This window comes from Clostridium chromiireducens, assembly GCF_003575225.1.
In the GTDB taxonomy this organism is placed as follows: domain Bacteria; phylum Bacillota; class Clostridia; order Clostridiales; family Clostridiaceae; genus Clostridium; species Clostridium chromiireducens.
Window position 1 is genome coordinate 672,819 of sequence record NZ_QXDJ01000002.1, and the last position, 15,339, is coordinate 688,157.

The following is a 15,339-nucleotide window of genomic DNA, read 5'->3' on the forward strand; positions in this document are numbered from 1 at the left end:
TGGCACAATTATTAAAAGATTGTGTCACAGCCTTTTTTGAAATAGGTAGAATATCTTCATCTAATCTTCATACTATTTATTTAAAATATATACATAAGGAGGGATCAAATTGAAAAGTAATAATTTAAGTTTTAAAGAAAAGAATATGCTTTGTCATAGATGCCTAATAAATGTAATGAAAATAAGAGGAGGAATTTATTATGAATTGTCATGGAAATAATAAGAATAGCGAAAATAAAAAGCACAATCCAATAAAGCATATGCTAATGATGGTACTTTGTTGTGGATTACCATTCATAGTTGTATCAATACTCCCTTTTATAAACCTTCAAGGGGGATTAAAAACAGCGATAGCTGGAATTGCGCCTTTTATATGCCCTATAATGATGGTACTTATGATGGGGATGATGTTTAAAGGTAGTAAGAATAGAAGCTGCTGTAGTGGAAAGAAAGAGGTAAATGAGAATCAAAATAAAATAGAATAACAATTTGAAATAACTGTTTTTTATAAAAAGAATAAGATGATTAATATATAAATAATATGATTTCTAAAAATATTAAGGGTATGCAGTATATAATTGCATACCCTTTAAATATTTAATTTTTATGTATTTAAACTTTTAAAAATTTGAATAAGGACCACGAGCTTCCAATGGCTCCAATAAGAATGCCAGTTAATACAAATTGCCATTGAAGAGTTTGTGTAATATAAGATGGCGACAATAAGTTTATCAAAAGCAAACTTTCATTTATCTTTATAAAAGCTATCTTATAAAGACTATATAATAAAACAGTAGAAGCAATTGCACCAATCAAGCCTATAACAGCTCCCTCAATGACAAATGGCCATCGTATAAACCAATCAGTTGCACCAACATATTTCATTATTCCAATTTCTTTACGTCTTGAAAAGATTGTTAGTTTAATAGTATTACTAATTAAAAATATTGAAGTAGCTATCATTAATATAAATAAAACAATGCTAATCCATTTAAGACTGTTAGAAATGGAGATTATTTTATTAGTAAATTTTTGGTCATTATTAATTGACTCTATCCCGGGCATGTTTTCTATTGAACTTATTACTTGCTCAGATACTTCTGGTTTTTCTAATTTTACTATATATGAATTGGGTAGCGGGTTATTTGAAGAATCATAATTACTTAATAAGGAATTATCATTTTCAGACACTTCTTTATTAAATTTATCTAAAGCTTCAGATTTATCTTCATATTCAACGTCACTGATACCAGGTATACTACTTAACTTTTGATTTATATTTTCCTGATCTGTAATGCTAATTCCGTCTTTTAAAAATACTTGTATTTGTAATTGCGATTCAACATTCTTCATTCCAATTTGTATATTTTGCGATAATAAGATGAACACACCCATTAAAAATAAAGTTGCGGTTACTGTAATTACCGAAGCTAAACTAATAGTTTTATTTCTATTTAAGCTTTTAAATGCATCAATAATATAATATTTAAAAGTATTAATTTTCATAATTGTAAGTCCCCCTAATTTCGTCCCTGATTATAGTTCCGCTTTCAACAGCAATTACTCGTTTTTTCATTGTATCAACAATGTCTCTAGCATGAGTAGCCATAAGAATTGTTGTACCATTTTTATTAGCATCATATACTTTAGTAACATCTACAAATTTTATCATTAGTTCTCCTCCAATTAACATGTACTAAATTTTATGGATTTATATTCATTGTTAATTTAGTTAATTATTCTGGTAGTATTATAACTTATTTTTATGAAGAAATTGTGTGATTGTAACTGGTAATATATTCCTGTTAGTGAATCTTCATAATTTCTACACAATTTTAGTGTATTATTGGAGTAACTTTACAAAAGAGGAACAAGTGTTACTCTAGAGAGAAGGAGCGAAACAAATGAAAAAAACATCAAGGACAGTTATGTTTGCAGTTGCATTAGCGTTAGTAACACAAATATCAGTAGTTGCTGCACCAATATCTAATCAAACACAACAAAGCCAATTAGAGCAAAATAAAAATTCATTGAAAGAAGTGCAAGATAAAAGAGAAGAACTTGAAGCGAGCATTGAAAATCTAGACAATCAAATTGAAGATTATATGATGAAAATCGAAGAAAATAAGAAGAGCATAAATTCTACAGAAAACGATATCAAAACTACTAAAAAACAAATTACTCAAGTTGAAGAAGAAGTGAAAAATCAGCAAGATGTATTAGACCAAAGAGTGAGAGCCATGTATATAAATGGACAATCTAGTTATCTCAAAATTTTATTAGATTCAGAAAACTTTAGTGATTTAATAACAAGAGTTGAAGCAGTTAGAAAGATAATTGGTATTGATAAAAAAATAATAAGCGACTTGAATGATAAGAAGTCAGTAGTGGAAAGTAAAAAAGCATCTCTTGAAGTTAAGTTTAATGATTTACTTGCATTAAAGAGTGAAAATGAAGATAAGCTAACAAATTTAAATACTAATATAGCTGATCAGAAGAAACTAATAGTTGAGGCTAAAGATCAAGAAAGATTATATGCATCGAAGGTAGATGAATCTCAAGCACTAGTAAATACAACTATGAATCAAGTAAATAAAATAAGAAGTGAAGCGCCAAGAGTTAATGCTTCAAGAGGAACAACATCTGCCTCTGCTTCTGGAAATAATGTAATAGCATATGCTTCAAATTTCTTGGGAACCCCTTATTTATGGGGAGGGACAAGTCCTTCTACAGGATTTGACTGCTCTGGATTTACACAGTATGTATATGCTCATTTTGGAATTAGTCTAGGAAGAACAACATATGATCAAATTAATGATGGATATGGAGTTTCAAGAGATGAACTTCAAGCTGGAGACTTAGTGTTCTTTGGTAAAGGTGGAGACCCAACTCATATGGGAATATACATTGGTAATAATACATATATTCATTCACCAAGAACTGGTGATGTATTGAAAATATCACCAATGACGAGAACTGATTATATAACTGCTAGAAGAGTAAAATAGTAAGATTAGAATGCATACCTTATAAATAGCACATATTAAAAATATCGCATTTATTGCGATATTTTTGCTTTTATAGAATAGGAATAATTAAAAAATTTCCGATACATAAAAATAATTTAATGTGAATGAAAAACTTCATAAAATCTACATAAGTAAGTTGTAATATAAGAAGATGATGTAAGGATAATTTAACCTTAAAGATTATTATTTTCCAAGGATTAAACTAAATATTTACTATATAGAAAGATTAATGGGTAATAAATTAATATGGTAAGGAGGTAAAAGTGAAGATAAATAAAGAAAAAATAAAAGTCTATGATATGACTTGTAATTCATGCGAGAATAGAGTGGAAAGAACATTAATGAAGTTAGAAGGAGTAGTTAGCGCTAAAGCTAGCTATAGCAAAGAGCAAGTCATAGTTGAATATGATATTGAACTTTGCGACATTCATAAGATAAAAGAAAGTATAAAATCTGCAGGTTATAGTATTGAGAGTTCCGATAAGTATAAGTTTATTGGAATATCCATTGTTGCAGTAGCAATTATATTCTTAGGAAGCACTACTGGTGGATTTGATATGAATGCAAAGCTTAATGGAGCCTCATATATTGTTTTGTTTATAATAGGTATGCTTACATCGATTCACTGTGTTGGTATGTGCGGAGGAATTATGCTTTCACAAAGCATGTCTAAGAATGAGGCAAGTAAACTTCAAGTTGTTCGCCCTGCTATTTTATATAATGTTGGTAGAGTAACCGCTTATACAGTTATAGGGGGACTAGTAGGGGCATTAGGTTCAGTACTATCTCTATCATTAGATGCAAAATCAGCTATGCAGATATTTGCAGGTGTATTTATGATTATTTTAGGATTGAATATGGCTGGGTTTAGCATGTTTAGAAGGATGAATCTAAGATTACCTTGGTCTACATGTACAATGAAAAAGAAGTTTAAAGCACCATTCCTAGTAGGTCTTTTAAATGGATTAATGCCATGCGGACCTCTTCAAACAATGCAATTATATGCACTAGGTACTGGTAGTGCAACGAAAGGTGCTCTATCAATGTTTTTGTTCGCACTCGGGACAGTTCCATTAATGCTTACTTTAGGTGCATTATCAGGACTTTTAAGTAAAGGTTATACTAAAAAGATATTGAAAATGAGTGGATTTCTAGTAATAATTCTTGGAGTTATTATGGGGAATAGAGGGCTTGCTTTAGCAGGAGTAGGAGTACCTAATTTTATGAATATTAGGAGTAACTCAGTTGCAAGTTCTTCATCTGAATCTGACATGGGTAAAGCTATTTTGAAAGATGGAATTCAGGAAATAACTATGACGGTAGATGGCAGCGGATTCACTCCAAATCAATTTTATGTTAAGAAGGATATGCCAGTAAGGTGGATAATAAAAGGTGATGCAATAAATCCGTGTAATAATGCTATTGCTATTCCTGCTTTAAGTCAGGAGTATACTATAAAATCTGGAGAGAATATAGTGGAATTTACTCCAAATGATAAGGATATAAATTTTAGCTGTTGGATGGGAATGATCAAAGGTTCAATTAAGGTGACAGATAATTTAGATACAGTGGACACCTCAAAGAATCAGTCAACTCAAGAAGAACGAGTTCCCAGTATTTTTGGTGATGATTTAAATCAAGTTTCAACTGACAGATTGATTAAAAAGACTGTTGTTTCAGATAATACCCAGACTGTTAATATAAGAGGAATTGGATATGAATTTGAGCCACTTATTGTAGTAGCAAATCAAGGGATGAATACTAAGATATCATTAGATTTGAAGGCTTTTGATACTTATGATGAAAAATTTGAAGTGATAAATAGTGATACTAAGGAAAGTATAGCTTCAGTGAATGGTACAAAGGGAATAGTTAGTATGGATGTAAAGTTCAATAAGAATGGGAAATTTGCAATAGTAAATTCAACTAATGTATTGACGGTCATCCAAGTAGTAGATGACATAAACGTTATAGATTTAGAAAAAGTTAGAGAACAGTATTTTAGCAAATAATGATGTGGGTTTTCAAAATAATTATAAAATGAATAATATTTTAAGACTATAGATAGAAATTATTGTAGGAGTTAATCATAGAAAAAGTTTTCTACATATTATCTACATAATTTATGTTTATAGTTATAGTAATAAATGCAAATATCAGGAGGAATTTAGATGGGAAAAAGTGATCTAGTAAACGAGCAAAAAGCTTCAGGAAAAAGGCTGGTTAATAATTACAAAAAGTTAATTATTATAGGAATAGCCTTAATTAGTATATTAGCTATGGTAGGATGTTCATCTTCAAGCAAGGAAAGTGCAGCAAACACTAATAATGAAGCTAGTAGCAGTGGTAATTCAAGCAAGAGCAGTGACTCAAGTAGTAGTAATAAAGAAAGCAAAAGTGAAGAGTCTAAAGTAACTAAAGCTGATATAGTTCCAGGAATAGAAATTAACAAAACAGATATTTCTAATACAGTAAAGTTTTATCCATATGAATCAAATGGTATTAAAATGGAGGTTTTAGCATTAAAGGCTAAAGATGGTACAATAAGAACTGCATTAAATACTTGTCAGGTGTGTTATGCTTCAGGAAAAGGATATTATGTACAAGAAGGCGATGAATTAGTATGCCAAAACTGTGGTAATAGATTTGCATCAAATATGGTAGGAAAAACTAAGGGTGGATGTAACCCAGTGCCTATATCAGATACGAACAAAGTTGATGATGGCAATAAAATAACAATTGATAAAAATTATTTAGATAAAAATAAAGCTTATTTTAGTAATTGGAAGGTTAGTTAAATATAAGGCACAATCACAAAAAGATATAGGTACATTAGTGCCTATATCTTTTTTGTTTTCATTTCTAATTTTTATAAGTTATGCCATTTGGAGTTCTTCCGACAGAAATGATGGCGATTACTTTGTTTTTTGAGTTATCTATAGCAATTACTGTATTATCATACATATTTGTTATATAAACATATTTATTATCATGTTAAAGAGCTTTGATACAAAATTAATTTAATATCAAAGCCCTATTTCATTATAATTTTAAATACAGGTCTTGACTTCGTTAGCGAATAGGTAAGACTTACTTTTGATACATAAATTTATTATTTTTTTGATTGTGCCTTAAACATTGAATGGAAACTTTGATATCTATACCTTTACTATGTTGAAATGGTATAATATAAAATTAGATAAGCTAATATTTTTAAAAGCATGTTAATTTTAGAATATTACATGCATGGAATACGATACTAATAAGAATATTTTGCGCTATTCGAAAGATAAGAAATAAAATGAAAAAGAGGTTGATTTAAAATGGGAAAATTAAGAGTTATAGGTATAGGACCTGGAAGTATTGAAAATATGAGTATAAGAGCTTTAAAGGCGATTGAAGATAGTGATGTTATTGTTGGATACAATAAATATATAGATATGATAAAAGAGTTAGTTAAAGATAAAGAATTATATTCAACAGGTATGAAAGGTGAAGAAGCTAGATGTAAAGAAGCATTAGCTTTATGTAAAGATAAGAATGTTGCATTAATAAGTACTGGTGATGCAGGAATTTATGGTATGGCTGGACTGATACTTGAGCTTAAGAAAGATGAAGAGGTTGAAATAATTCCAGGTATAACTGCCAGCAGTGCAGCTGGATCTGTCGTTGGAGCACCACTAATGCATGATAACTGCAATATTAGTCTAAGTGATCTTATGACACCTTATGAAGATATAAAAAAGAGAGTAAGGCTTGCGGCAGAAGGTGACTTTGTTATATCACTATATAATCCTAAGAGTAAAGGAAGGCCAGATTACCTAAGAGAATGTATTGATATAATAAGAGAGTTTAGAAAGGATTCAACACCAGTAGCAGTAGTAAGGCATGCTCTTAGGGAAGGGCAAAGTTATAATTTATTTACTATTGGGGATTTTGATGCTGAAATTGTTGATATGATGTCAATTGTAATAGTGGGAAATTCAAAGAGCTTTTATAAAGATGGCAAGTTTATAACACCAAGAGGATATGAAAATAAGAGGTAGATATGATTGGATTTATTTTAGGAACGTCTGAAGGAAGAAAAATATTATCATCAATATGTAAATATACTAATGATGTTGCTGTATCTACAGCAACAAGCTACGGTGGAGAGCTTCTTAAGGAATTTAACATAAAGGTTTTGAATACCAAACCTTTAAATAGAGAAGAAATGTTAAGTTGGATGAAACTAAACGATATTCATGTATTAATTGATGCTTCACATCCTTATGCACAGGAAGTTACCAAAACTGCTTTAGAGTGCACAAAGGAGCTTAAAGTTAAGTATATAAGATATGAACGAAAGGGAGCATTAGAAAATAATCAAGGTGAAGAGATAATAAGAGTTGAAAATTATGATGAAGCTATTGATATAATTAAAAGTATAGAGGGAAATATTTTAAATACGACTGGTGGAAATAATGTCTCTAAGTTTTTAGATTTAAATTTTAAATATAGAGTGATACATAGAATTTTACCAATGCCTAAAGTGTTAAACAAAATAGTTGAAGCAGGAGTTAGTATTAAGGATATTATAGCGCTTCAAGGACCAATATCTTATGAACTAGAAAAAGCTTTTATTAATCAATATTCTATTAAAGGGATTTTAACAAAGGACAGTGGTGAAGAAGGTGGAGTTTTAGAAAAACTTAAGGCTGTTCGTGAGAGTAAGATTAAATTGATTGTCATAGAAAAACCAAAACTTAAATATGATTTTGAATTCAATGATGTGGATAAATTATCGCAGTATTTAGTAAAAGAATATAAATTAAAGCAACTTTCTATGAGTTATAAAATTGAAAGAACTACAACGGGAAGCAGTGATTTTAAGATATTGGAACAAAAACTTGACGATGAATTATATCAAATATATGGAGAAATGCAAAATATTTATTCATCGCATAATACAGTAAGTGATTTACAAACAATAATAGTGTATGAAGATAATAATCCTGTGGCTTGTGGGTGTTTAAAAATTCTTGATACTGATCTAGCAGAAGTGAAAAGAGTATTTGTATGTCAAAATAATAGAGGAAAAGGTTTATCAGAAATCGTAGTAAGAGAAATTGAAAAATTAGCTATTGAACGTAAAATTAAAACACTTATTTTACAAACAGGAAGTAAGCAGAATGCGGCTATAAATTTATATAAGAAAATGGGTTATACACTAATAGAAAACTATGGCCCTTATGTTAATGACGATAATAGTATTTGCATGAAAAAATTAGTTTAATAACTTAAAAGAGTTAAATGGAAAGGTCATAATGAAAGGCTTATTTTGAGTATAGAAGAATTTTGTATTCATGAAAAGAAGTATCTAGAATTAATAATTGATTTTATAAGAAAATTATTATTGATTAAATAATATTAATGAAATATAATCGAAATAAAGAAAATAATTCTTTTTGAAGGGAGTTAAAAGTAATGAGCGTTAAAGAGAAAGTATTAGAAGTTATGAGAGAGGCTGGGAAACCAGTAAGTGCAGGAGAAGTTGAAAAATTATCTGGTTTAGATCGTAAAGAAATTGATAATGCATTTAAAGAATTGAAAAAGGAAAGTGCAATTGTATCACCAGTTCGTTGTAAGTGGGAACCAGCAAAGTAATAAAAATAATAAAAATAATACATATGTTGTAGCAATTTAAAAAAGGACACTCTGTCGCAAATGCTGCTAGAGAATACGGAGATAGATTTCTAATAAATAGAAATTTTATCATAGTATTTTAGGTGCATCATTTTGTAAAAGGGTATCCTTTTTTTCATTGCAACACTACGAAAAAGAGTACTTTCTCTTTCTGATGTGGAAAGTATTTCAAAGCATAAATCAAATTCGTAGTTTGGATATCTATAAGATGATGTGATTAACCTTAAATAATTAAAATATCTAAAATGAATTGAGAAGAAGATATTTGTTTAAATGGAGGTAAATAATGTTATAAATATTACACAAAAATAATAAAAGTTTAATAAAAATATGTATTTGAAATTTAGTTATACATTATATAATTTATTATATAGATATTAATTATACGTAAATTATATTAAATGAAGGAGTTCTAGGATGAACACGAGAAAAAGAAAAAAGGGGTTAAGAAAAAAAATTAAGAATATGATAGTATTGATTATTATTGGAGTTATTGGTTTTCAAATTTATAATTTATTCATTATTGAAAAATATAAAAATATTAACTTAAAAGATTTAGATACAAAGATCTATATAGAAGAAGCGGATAATGTTAGTAAAGATAAACTTCAAATTAATTGGAAGTACATGGCTGCAATTGATGGTGTTAGATATAAAAATGATTTTTCTCAAGTTACTGAAAATAGTGCTAGGGAGTTAGCGAATATGTTTGTAGAAAAAAATAGTACAGGCATCAAGGTTAAAAGTAGTGATTACAGACTTGTAGACCTAGATATAGTATTGGATGAATTATCTTTTGATAAAGAGCAAAAAGAAAAAGTCCATGATTACATAGATGACCTAAAATATACAGGATACCAAAAGAATAATTTAAAGGATGATTTTAAAGTAGAATTTATCAATAGAATGTATCCCCAGGCAATTGAAATATATAATAAATATGGAGTTCTTCCATCTATAACTATTTCCCAGGCAATATTAGAAAGTGGATGGGGAAAATCTGAGCTAAGTACTAAGGCAAACAATTTATTTGGAATAAAAGCAGATAATAGATGGACTGGGAAAAAGATTAAAATGGATACTTCAGAATACTATAGTAAAAAAATTGAAGACTATTTTAGAGTATATAATAGTACTGAGGATTCAATAAAAGATTATGGAGAATTTCTAAAAAATAATAAACGGTATAAGCAGAGTGGAGTTTTTAACACAACACATTACTTAGAGCAAGCTAAAGCAATAGAAAAAGCAGGATATAGTACTGTGGAGAATGACAAAGGTGAGCCAATATATTCAAAGTTATTAATAGACCTAATTCAGGAGCAAAATCTTCAGCTTTTAGACTATGAGTGCGAGATGAGTTACTTTAAGGATAATAAATAATTTTTTATAGGCATTACTTAGGGATTTATGTTATATTTAACAAAGAATAGATAGGAATTACGTGGGGGATATAAAATGAATACTAATATTAAGCAATTAAGTGATATTATTAATGGTATAAGAGATGTAAATGAGGAAATATTAATACAAGCAGATAAGAGGATGACATCACTTGCAAAACCATTAAAGAGTCTAGGAAAACTAGAAGAAATAGCGATAAAGCTTTCTGGGATTACAGGAAAGATAAAGAATAATATAAATAAAAAAATGGTAATTATAATGTGTTCAGATAATGGGGTTGTTGAAGAAGGTGTCGCATCAGCCCCTCAATCAGTAACTTTGTCTCAAACAATAAATTTTACAAAAGGACTAACTGGGGTTGCGGTTCTTGCAAAGGCAAATAATACCGACCTTATGGTTGTAGACGTGGGAATAAATTGTGATTTTAATCATCCAAATGTTATTAATAAAAAAATAAGAAAGTCTACTAATAATATAGCCAAAGAATCTGCCATGAGTTATGATGAGGCGATAAAAGCTATGCTTATAGGAATTGAATGTGTTAAGAATGCAAAGGAATTAGGGTATGAAATTCTTGGAGTAGGAGAAATGGGTATAGGCAATACGTCAACAAGCAGTGCAGTATTATCAGCATTAACAGATACAAAAGTTCAAGATGTTGTAGGAAGAGGAGCTGGCATCACAGATGAAGCTTTTGAGAAAAAGAAAAAAGTTGTAATCCAGGCTATTGAGGTAAATAAGCCTGATAAAACTGATCCAATAGATGTAGTTTCTAAAGTTGGAGGTTTCGATATTGCTGCTATGGCAGGAGTATTTATAGGAGCTGCTTATTATAAAGTTCCTGTTATTATAGATGGATTTATATCTGCTGTTGCAGCCATTATAGCTTTTAGACTAAATTCAAAAACAAAGGACTACATGTTTACTTCTCATGATTCAAAGGAAGTGGGATTTAAGGTTGCAATTAACGAGTTAGGATTAAGCCCATTACTAAATTTAGATATGGGTCTTGGCGAGGGAAGTGGATGCCCGCTGGCATTTTCAATAGTAGATTCGGCATGTGCAGTTATGAATAACATGGCAACATTTGAAGAAGCAGAGATTAATGATAGCTATTTAGATGAACTTAAAATTCTGAATAATATCTAGTTTATTTACTAAAATAATTTATAGAATTTTAAATTTAAGAAATAGTAACTAGGTGATTTATAGATACCATAGTTATTTATAACCAGTTTAGTGATTCGAATAATAGCACTTATGATTTCGCAATTGTGTAAAGATGCAGAAGGAGGAGATTTTATGGAAATAGGACTAATTCATATTTATTGCGGAGATGGAAAAGGGAAAACTACAGCTGCCATGGGGCTTGGTATTAGGGCAGCAGGCAGAGATAAAAAAGTTTTATTAACTCAATTTTTAAAAGATTATGATACAGGGGAATTAATATCAATAGAGAAACTTGGAGAGAATTTCTGTGTTGTAAAAGGTGAGCCAGTAAGAAAGTTCTTTAAATTTATGAGTGAAGATGAACAAATTCATACTAAAAATGAACATGAAAAAAGGTTTAAAAAAGTAACTCAAAAATCTATAGATGAAAATTATGATTTATTAATACTAGATGAAATAATTGCTTCAACGAACTTGGAATTAATATCTCTAGATAAGATAGTTGAGTTTCTGAAAAATAAACCCAAAGGCTTGGAGGTTGTATTAACAGGAAGAAATCCAAATGAAAAATTGGTTGAACTTGCTGATTATGTTTCTGAAATTAAGGCAATAAAGCACCCCTATGAAAAAGGAATAACTTCAAGAGTTGGAATAGAGAAATAGATACGTACTAAGTTATATGGTTATATTTATATAAATATAGTAATTAAAATTTGTTGGATTGGAATTTTAGAGATGAATTATTTGATAATTGGAGGCTCTAAAAGTGGTAAATCGGAAGTAGGAGAAAAAATAGCCCTATCTTTAAACAAAAATAAAGTTGTTTATGTTGCCACTATGAAGCCTTATGACAAAGAAGATGAAGAAAGAATAAAAAAACATATAGAAAATAGAGCAGGTTTTAATTTTTTTACTTTAGAAAAGCAAAGTAATCTACATGAATTAATTAATGAAATTAAAGATGATGATACTGTATTGATAGACAGCATAACATCTCTTTTGACAAATGAAATGTTTATTGAAAGTGACATTATTAAAAATCCATCAATAAATATTCTAATGGGATTAAATCAAATAATTAGTAAAGTAAAAAATATTGTAATTGTTAGTGATTACATATTTAATGATGCAATAGAATATGATGGAATTACTGAAGATTTTAAAAGGGAGTTAGCGACTATAAATATAGAATTGGCAGGACTTTGCGACAATGTTATAGAATGTAGTTTTGGAAATATAAGATACCATAAGTGTAAGGAGAAAATTATATAAAATGAGGAAATTTTATAAGGGGTTTATCATGTCTTTAAGTATGTTTACTGTACTTCCAACACCGTACGTTGAATGGGATGATGAAGGGGTAAAAAATATGATGAAGTTTTATCCTGTAGTAGGGCTAATAGTTGGAGCTATATGGAGCATTATATATTACTTAATGGACATTTCTAATGTTTCAATTATTTTAAAAAGTATAGTTGTGATGATGGTGCCATTTATTGTAACAGGAATGCTGCATTTAGATGGATTTATGGATGTTTGTGATGCAATTCTTTCTAGACGAGATAGGGAAGAAAAACTTAGAATTTTAAAAGATTCGAGGACAGGAGCATTTTCTGTAATATCATTAGTAATGCTATTTTTTTTACAATTTGGAGGCATGCACTCTATTTTAGAAAAGAATGTACAATTTTATATATTAATATTAATTCCAATAGTTAGTAGAAGCAGCGTGGCATATTTTCTTTTAAGCAGAGTTACCATAAAAGAAAGTACTCTTGGAACGTACTTTAAAAAAGGAACTAATAAAATAGATAGAATTATTATGGTTATATCAGTGATTATAATGCTTGTGATATCATTCTTTGTCCTTAATATTTATGGATTATTAATGACTGGATTAATAATAATTGGGGTTACGTGGTCAGTAGAAAAGTGTAGAAAAGAATTTGGAGGCATATCAGGAGATGTGGCTGGGTTTGCTTTAGTTGTTGGTGAAGTTATAGGAATATTAACGTTAGGAATAGTATTATAATCTTTGAGGTGGTACATAATGAAGTTAGTTTTTGGTGGAGCCTATAATGGAAAACTTAGGTTTGTGAAAGACAAATATAATATAAGTGATGATGAGATCTATTTTTGTAGTGGCCATAATCTTGAATATAATAAAAAGGTTATATGTGGTCTGCATGTATTTACAAAGGAATGTATTTTAAAGGATCTTGATTCCTTAGAAATTTTAAAGAACAATCTTAATGCATTAAAGGACAAGATAATTATTTGTGATGAAATAACATCAGGAATTGTACCGATTGAAAAATTAGATAGAGCATGGAGAGAAGAAACAGGGCGTGCATTACAATTTTTAGCAAATAATTCTTGTTTTGTGTATAGAGTCTTTTTTGGACTTTCAGACGAGTTAAAAAAGAATATAAATGAGAAGGAAAGTAGGATTAGTGATGAGTCATCACTAAAATAGTATATGAAAGAGATTACATTATTTTTAATTAGACACGGAAAAACATACTGTAATGAAAAGCAATTATATTGCGGGAAAAGCGATGTTGATTTAAGCGAAAATGGAATTGTTGAATTAAAAGAAAATTTAAAGAAAACTGAATACAGAAGCTGTGATTATTATTTCACAAGTGGAGCTAAGAGGGCAAATCAAACTTTGGAAATTCTTTGTCCAAATGTTAAATATGATATTTGGGAAAATTTCTTTGAATATAATTTTGGAGATTTCGAATTAAAAGGTTATGATGATTTGAAACATTTAAAGGAATATACCACTTGGATAGATGATGAAGAAGGATATATAAAGTGTCCAAATGGAGAAAGTAAAACGGAATTTAGAAATAGAATTAAAGAAGCTTTCATAAACTTAATTGAATATTTAGTTAGTAAAAATATAAAAGCAGCATTTGGAGTAATTCATGGCGGAAGTATAGGCATGATACTAGAAATGTTATATGATAATAGTAAGAAATTTTATGAATGGCAGCCTAAAAATGGTGTGGGATATGAATTAATAATAAATATAGATGAAAATAATGAATTTACAATAGATAAAGTAATTCAAAAAGGGGGATTCCATGATTGAATTAACAATAGGATTTCTTTTAGATTTAATAATTGGGGATCCTAATAATCCATATCATCCAGTTAGAGGAATAGGATGTTTGGCTAAAAGATTTGAAACAATATTTAGGAGACTTTTCAAGAACTATTTAAAAGCAGCAGGCTTAATAACTTGGATCTTAACAATTGCTGTAACATTTATTATAACCTTTGGGATTGTAAATGCATGTAAAAGTATCAACCTTTATTTTGGAATTATTGTAGAGGGCGTATTAATATATTTCTGTATAGCATCCAAAGGGTTGGTAGTTGAAGGATATAAGGTAATTACATTCTTGTTAAAAGATGATATAGAGGGCGCAAGAAAGCAGTTATCATTTATTGTAGGACGTGATACAGCTAGTCTTAATAAAGAAGGCATAATAAAGGCTGTTGTTGAAACCATTGCAGAAAATATGGCAGATGGGATTATTGCACCTTTATTTTATGCGGCAATTTTTGGAGCGCCTTTAGCTTTTGCTTATAAAGCAGTAAATACATTAGATTCAATGTTTGGATATAAGAACGATAAATATATGGATTTTGGATTTTTTTCAGCCAAATTAGATGATATTTTTAATTATATACCAGCAAGAATAACAGGGATATTAATAGTAATTTCAGCTGGAATATTAGGATATAACTATAAAAATAGTTTCAAAATATATAAGAGAGACAGATATAACCATACAAGCCCTAATAGTGCCCACCCTGAAGCAGCAATAGCTGGAGCATTAGGAGTAGAGCTTGGAGGAGCAAATTATTATTTTGGAAAATTAGTAGAAAAGCCTAAAATAGGAGATAAGCTTAAGGAAATAGAAATTAATGATGTTAATAAAACAGCAAAGGTTCTTTACTTATCAGCTGTTATAGGATTTTTGATTGCAATATCTGTTAGAACAATAGTATTAATGTATATATAAACATTATATAA

At 29.2% G+C, this 15,339-nt stretch carries 16 protein-coding genes and 3 pseudogenes; 16 read left to right on the plus strand and 3 right to left on the minus strand.

Annotated elements, in window-relative coordinates; genetic code table 11:
* The first annotated feature begins 200 nt into the window (after positions 1-200).
* The gene (locus D2A34_RS08395) at positions 201-485 is read left to right on the plus strand and encodes a hypothetical protein (protein ID WP_119366309.1); all 285 of its coding nucleotides are present in this window, start codon (positions 201-203) and stop codon (positions 483-485) included.
* A 127-nt stretch (positions 486-612) separates the two neighbouring features.
* Here the strand turns inward: D2A34_RS08395 and ftsX are convergent, their stop codons facing one another.
* Both ftsX and D2A34_RS08405 read right to left on the minus strand, forming a co-directional pair.
* A complete protein-coding gene (ftsX, locus tag D2A34_RS08400; protein ID WP_119366310.1) occupies positions 613-1,506 on the minus strand; it encodes a permease-like cell division protein FtsX in 894 nt (297 codons plus the stop codon).
* Positions 1,496-1,639, minus strand: a pseudogene (locus tag D2A34_RS08405) (cell division ATP-binding protein FtsE); the annotation flags it as partial. The pseudogene D2A34_RS08405 and the gene ftsX, both read right to left, overlap by 11 nt.
* Positions 1,640-1,904: 265 nt before the next feature.
* Here D2A34_RS08405 and D2A34_RS08410 point away from each other — a divergent pair.
* The 3 genes from D2A34_RS08410 (at position 1,905) to D2A34_RS08420 (ending at position 5,827) form a co-directional block, all read left to right on the plus strand.
* The gene (locus tag D2A34_RS08410) at positions 1,905-3,008 is read left to right on the plus strand and encodes a C40 family peptidase (RefSeq protein ID WP_119366311.1); all 1,104 of its coding nucleotides are present in this window, start codon (positions 1,905-1,907) and stop codon (positions 3,006-3,008) included.
* 284 nt (positions 3,009-3,292) lie between these two features.
* Entirely contained in the window at positions 3,293-5,041 is a 1,749-nt protein-coding gene (locus D2A34_RS08415) for an urease accessory protein UreH domain-containing protein (RefSeq protein WP_119366312.1), read from the plus strand.
* Between the two features lie 159 nt (positions 5,042-5,200).
* Positions 5,201-5,827, plus strand: a complete 627-nt coding sequence (locus D2A34_RS08420) for a DUF2318 domain-containing protein (RefSeq protein ID WP_243128277.1) — start codon at positions 5,201-5,203, stop codon at positions 5,825-5,827.
* 64 nt (positions 5,828-5,891) lie between these two features.
* On the opposite strand, the pseudogene D2A34_RS08425 reads toward D2A34_RS08420, so the two are convergent.
* A pseudogene (locus D2A34_RS08425) lies at positions 5,892-6,008 on the minus strand (YVTN family beta-propeller repeat-containing protein); the annotation flags it as partial.
* A gap of 344 nt (positions 6,009-6,352) precedes the next feature.
* On the opposite strand from D2A34_RS08425, the gene cobJ reads away from it, so the two are divergent.
* From cobJ to cbiB, 12 genes and pseudogenes are all read left to right on the plus strand, one after another.
* Positions 6,353-7,075 carry a precorrin-3B C(17)-methyltransferase gene (gene cobJ / locus D2A34_RS08430; protein WP_119366313.1) on the plus strand — a complete coding sequence of 241 codons (723 nt, stop codon included), beginning with the start codon at positions 6,353-6,355 and terminating at the stop codon, positions 7,073-7,075.
* A 2-nt stretch (positions 7,076-7,077) separates the two neighbouring features.
* A pseudogene (locus tag D2A34_RS27165) lies at positions 7,078-7,839 on the plus strand (cobalt-precorrin-6A reductase); the annotation flags it as partial.
* A gap of 111 nt (positions 7,840-7,950) precedes the next feature.
* Complete coding sequence (locus D2A34_RS27170; protein WP_242966151.1) at positions 7,951-8,304, plus strand: GNAT family N-acetyltransferase; 354 nt, start codon at positions 7,951-7,953, stop codon at positions 8,302-8,304.
* 191 nt (positions 8,305-8,495) lie between these two features.
* Complete coding sequence (locus D2A34_RS08440) at positions 8,496-8,675, plus strand: transcriptional regulator (RefSeq protein ID WP_119366315.1); 180 nt, start codon at positions 8,496-8,498, stop codon at positions 8,673-8,675.
* A 456-nt stretch (positions 8,676-9,131) separates the two neighbouring features.
* A complete protein-coding gene (locus D2A34_RS08445) occupies positions 9,132-10,097 on the plus strand; it encodes a glycoside hydrolase family 73 protein (RefSeq protein ID WP_119366316.1) in 966 nt (321 codons plus the stop codon).
* A gap of 75 nt (positions 10,098-10,172) precedes the next feature.
* Positions 10,173-11,267, plus strand: coding sequence for a nicotinate-nucleotide--dimethylbenzimidazole phosphoribosyltransferase (gene cobT / locus D2A34_RS08450; protein ID WP_079442347.1), 1,095 nt, complete (start codon positions 10,173-10,175; stop codon positions 11,265-11,267).
* Between the two features lie 153 nt (positions 11,268-11,420).
* Positions 11,421-11,951 (plus strand): cob(I)yrinic acid a,c-diamide adenosyltransferase, encoded by a 531-nt coding sequence (locus tag D2A34_RS08455; protein ID WP_119366317.1) that lies wholly within the window; start codon positions 11,421-11,423, stop codon positions 11,949-11,951.
* 72 nt (positions 11,952-12,023) lie between these two features.
* The gene (locus D2A34_RS08460) at positions 12,024-12,560 is read left to right on the plus strand and encodes a bifunctional adenosylcobinamide kinase/adenosylcobinamide-phosphate guanylyltransferase (RefSeq protein WP_119366318.1); all 537 of its coding nucleotides are present in this window, start codon (positions 12,024-12,026) and stop codon (positions 12,558-12,560) included.
* Between the two features lies 1 nt (position 12,561).
* The gene (locus D2A34_RS08465) at positions 12,562-13,320 is read left to right on the plus strand and encodes an adenosylcobinamide-GDP ribazoletransferase (protein ID WP_079442344.1); all 759 of its coding nucleotides are present in this window, start codon (positions 12,562-12,564) and stop codon (positions 13,318-13,320) included.
* Positions 13,321-13,338: 18 nt separating this feature from the next.
* A complete protein-coding gene (locus tag D2A34_RS08470; protein ID WP_119366319.1) occupies positions 13,339-13,764 on the plus strand; it encodes a bifunctional adenosylcobinamide kinase/adenosylcobinamide-phosphate guanylyltransferase in 426 nt (141 codons plus the stop codon).
* A 3-nt stretch (positions 13,765-13,767) separates the two neighbouring features.
* Positions 13,768-14,388: a histidine phosphatase family protein gene (locus D2A34_RS08475; RefSeq protein ID WP_119366320.1), complete on the plus strand. Its 621-nt coding sequence runs from the start codon at positions 13,768-13,770 to the stop codon at positions 14,386-14,388.
* Complete coding sequence (gene cbiB, locus D2A34_RS08480; RefSeq protein WP_119366321.1) at positions 14,381-15,328, plus strand: adenosylcobinamide-phosphate synthase CbiB; 948 nt, start codon at positions 14,381-14,383, stop codon at positions 15,326-15,328. Before D2A34_RS08475 ends, cbiB begins: the two co-directional genes overlap by 8 nt.
* The last annotated feature ends 11 nt before the right edge of the window (positions 15,329-15,339 follow it).

What these genes read in the sequence shown, in the direction of transcription:
- D2A34_RS08395 (WP_119366309.1), top strand. Translation starts at nt 201, where the DNA reads ATGAATTGTCATGGAAATAATAAGAATAGCGAAAATAAAAAGCACAAT.
- ftsX (WP_119366310.1), bottom strand. Translation starts at nt 1,506, where the DNA reads ATGAAAATTAATACTTTTAAATATTATATTATTGATGCATTTAAAAGC.
- D2A34_RS08410 (WP_119366311.1), top strand. Translation starts at nt 1,905, where the DNA reads ATGAAAAAAACATCAAGGACAGTTATGTTTGCAGTTGCATTAGCGTTA.
- D2A34_RS08420 (WP_243128277.1), top strand. Translation starts at nt 5,201, where the DNA reads ATGGGAAAAAGTGATCTAGTAAACGAGCAAAAAGCTTCAGGAAAAAGG.
- cobJ (WP_119366313.1), top strand. Translation starts at nt 6,353, where the DNA reads ATGGGAAAATTAAGAGTTATAGGTATAGGACCTGGAAGTATTGAAAAT.
- D2A34_RS27170 (WP_242966151.1), top strand. Translation starts at nt 7,951, where the DNA reads ATGCAAAATATTTATTCATCGCATAATACAGTAAGTGATTTACAAACA.
- D2A34_RS08440 (WP_119366315.1), top strand. Translation starts at nt 8,496, where the DNA reads ATGAGCGTTAAAGAGAAAGTATTAGAAGTTATGAGAGAGGCTGGGAAA.
- D2A34_RS08445 (WP_119366316.1), top strand. Translation starts at nt 9,132, where the DNA reads ATGAACACGAGAAAAAGAAAAAAGGGGTTAAGAAAAAAAATTAAGAAT.
- cobT (WP_079442347.1), top strand. Translation starts at nt 10,173, where the DNA reads ATGAATACTAATATTAAGCAATTAAGTGATATTATTAATGGTATAAGA.
- D2A34_RS08455 (WP_119366317.1), top strand. Translation starts at nt 11,421, where the DNA reads ATGGAAATAGGACTAATTCATATTTATTGCGGAGATGGAAAAGGGAAA.
- D2A34_RS08460 (WP_119366318.1), top strand. Translation starts at nt 12,024, where the DNA reads ATGAATTATTTGATAATTGGAGGCTCTAAAAGTGGTAAATCGGAAGTA.
- D2A34_RS08465 (WP_079442344.1), top strand. Translation starts at nt 12,562, where the DNA reads ATGAGGAAATTTTATAAGGGGTTTATCATGTCTTTAAGTATGTTTACT.
- D2A34_RS08470 (WP_119366319.1), top strand. Translation starts at nt 13,339, where the DNA reads ATGAAGTTAGTTTTTGGTGGAGCCTATAATGGAAAACTTAGGTTTGTG.
- D2A34_RS08475 (WP_119366320.1), top strand. Translation starts at nt 13,768, where the DNA reads ATGAAAGAGATTACATTATTTTTAATTAGACACGGAAAAACATACTGT.
- cbiB (WP_119366321.1), top strand. Translation starts at nt 14,381, where the DNA reads ATGATTGAATTAACAATAGGATTTCTTTTAGATTTAATAATTGGGGAT.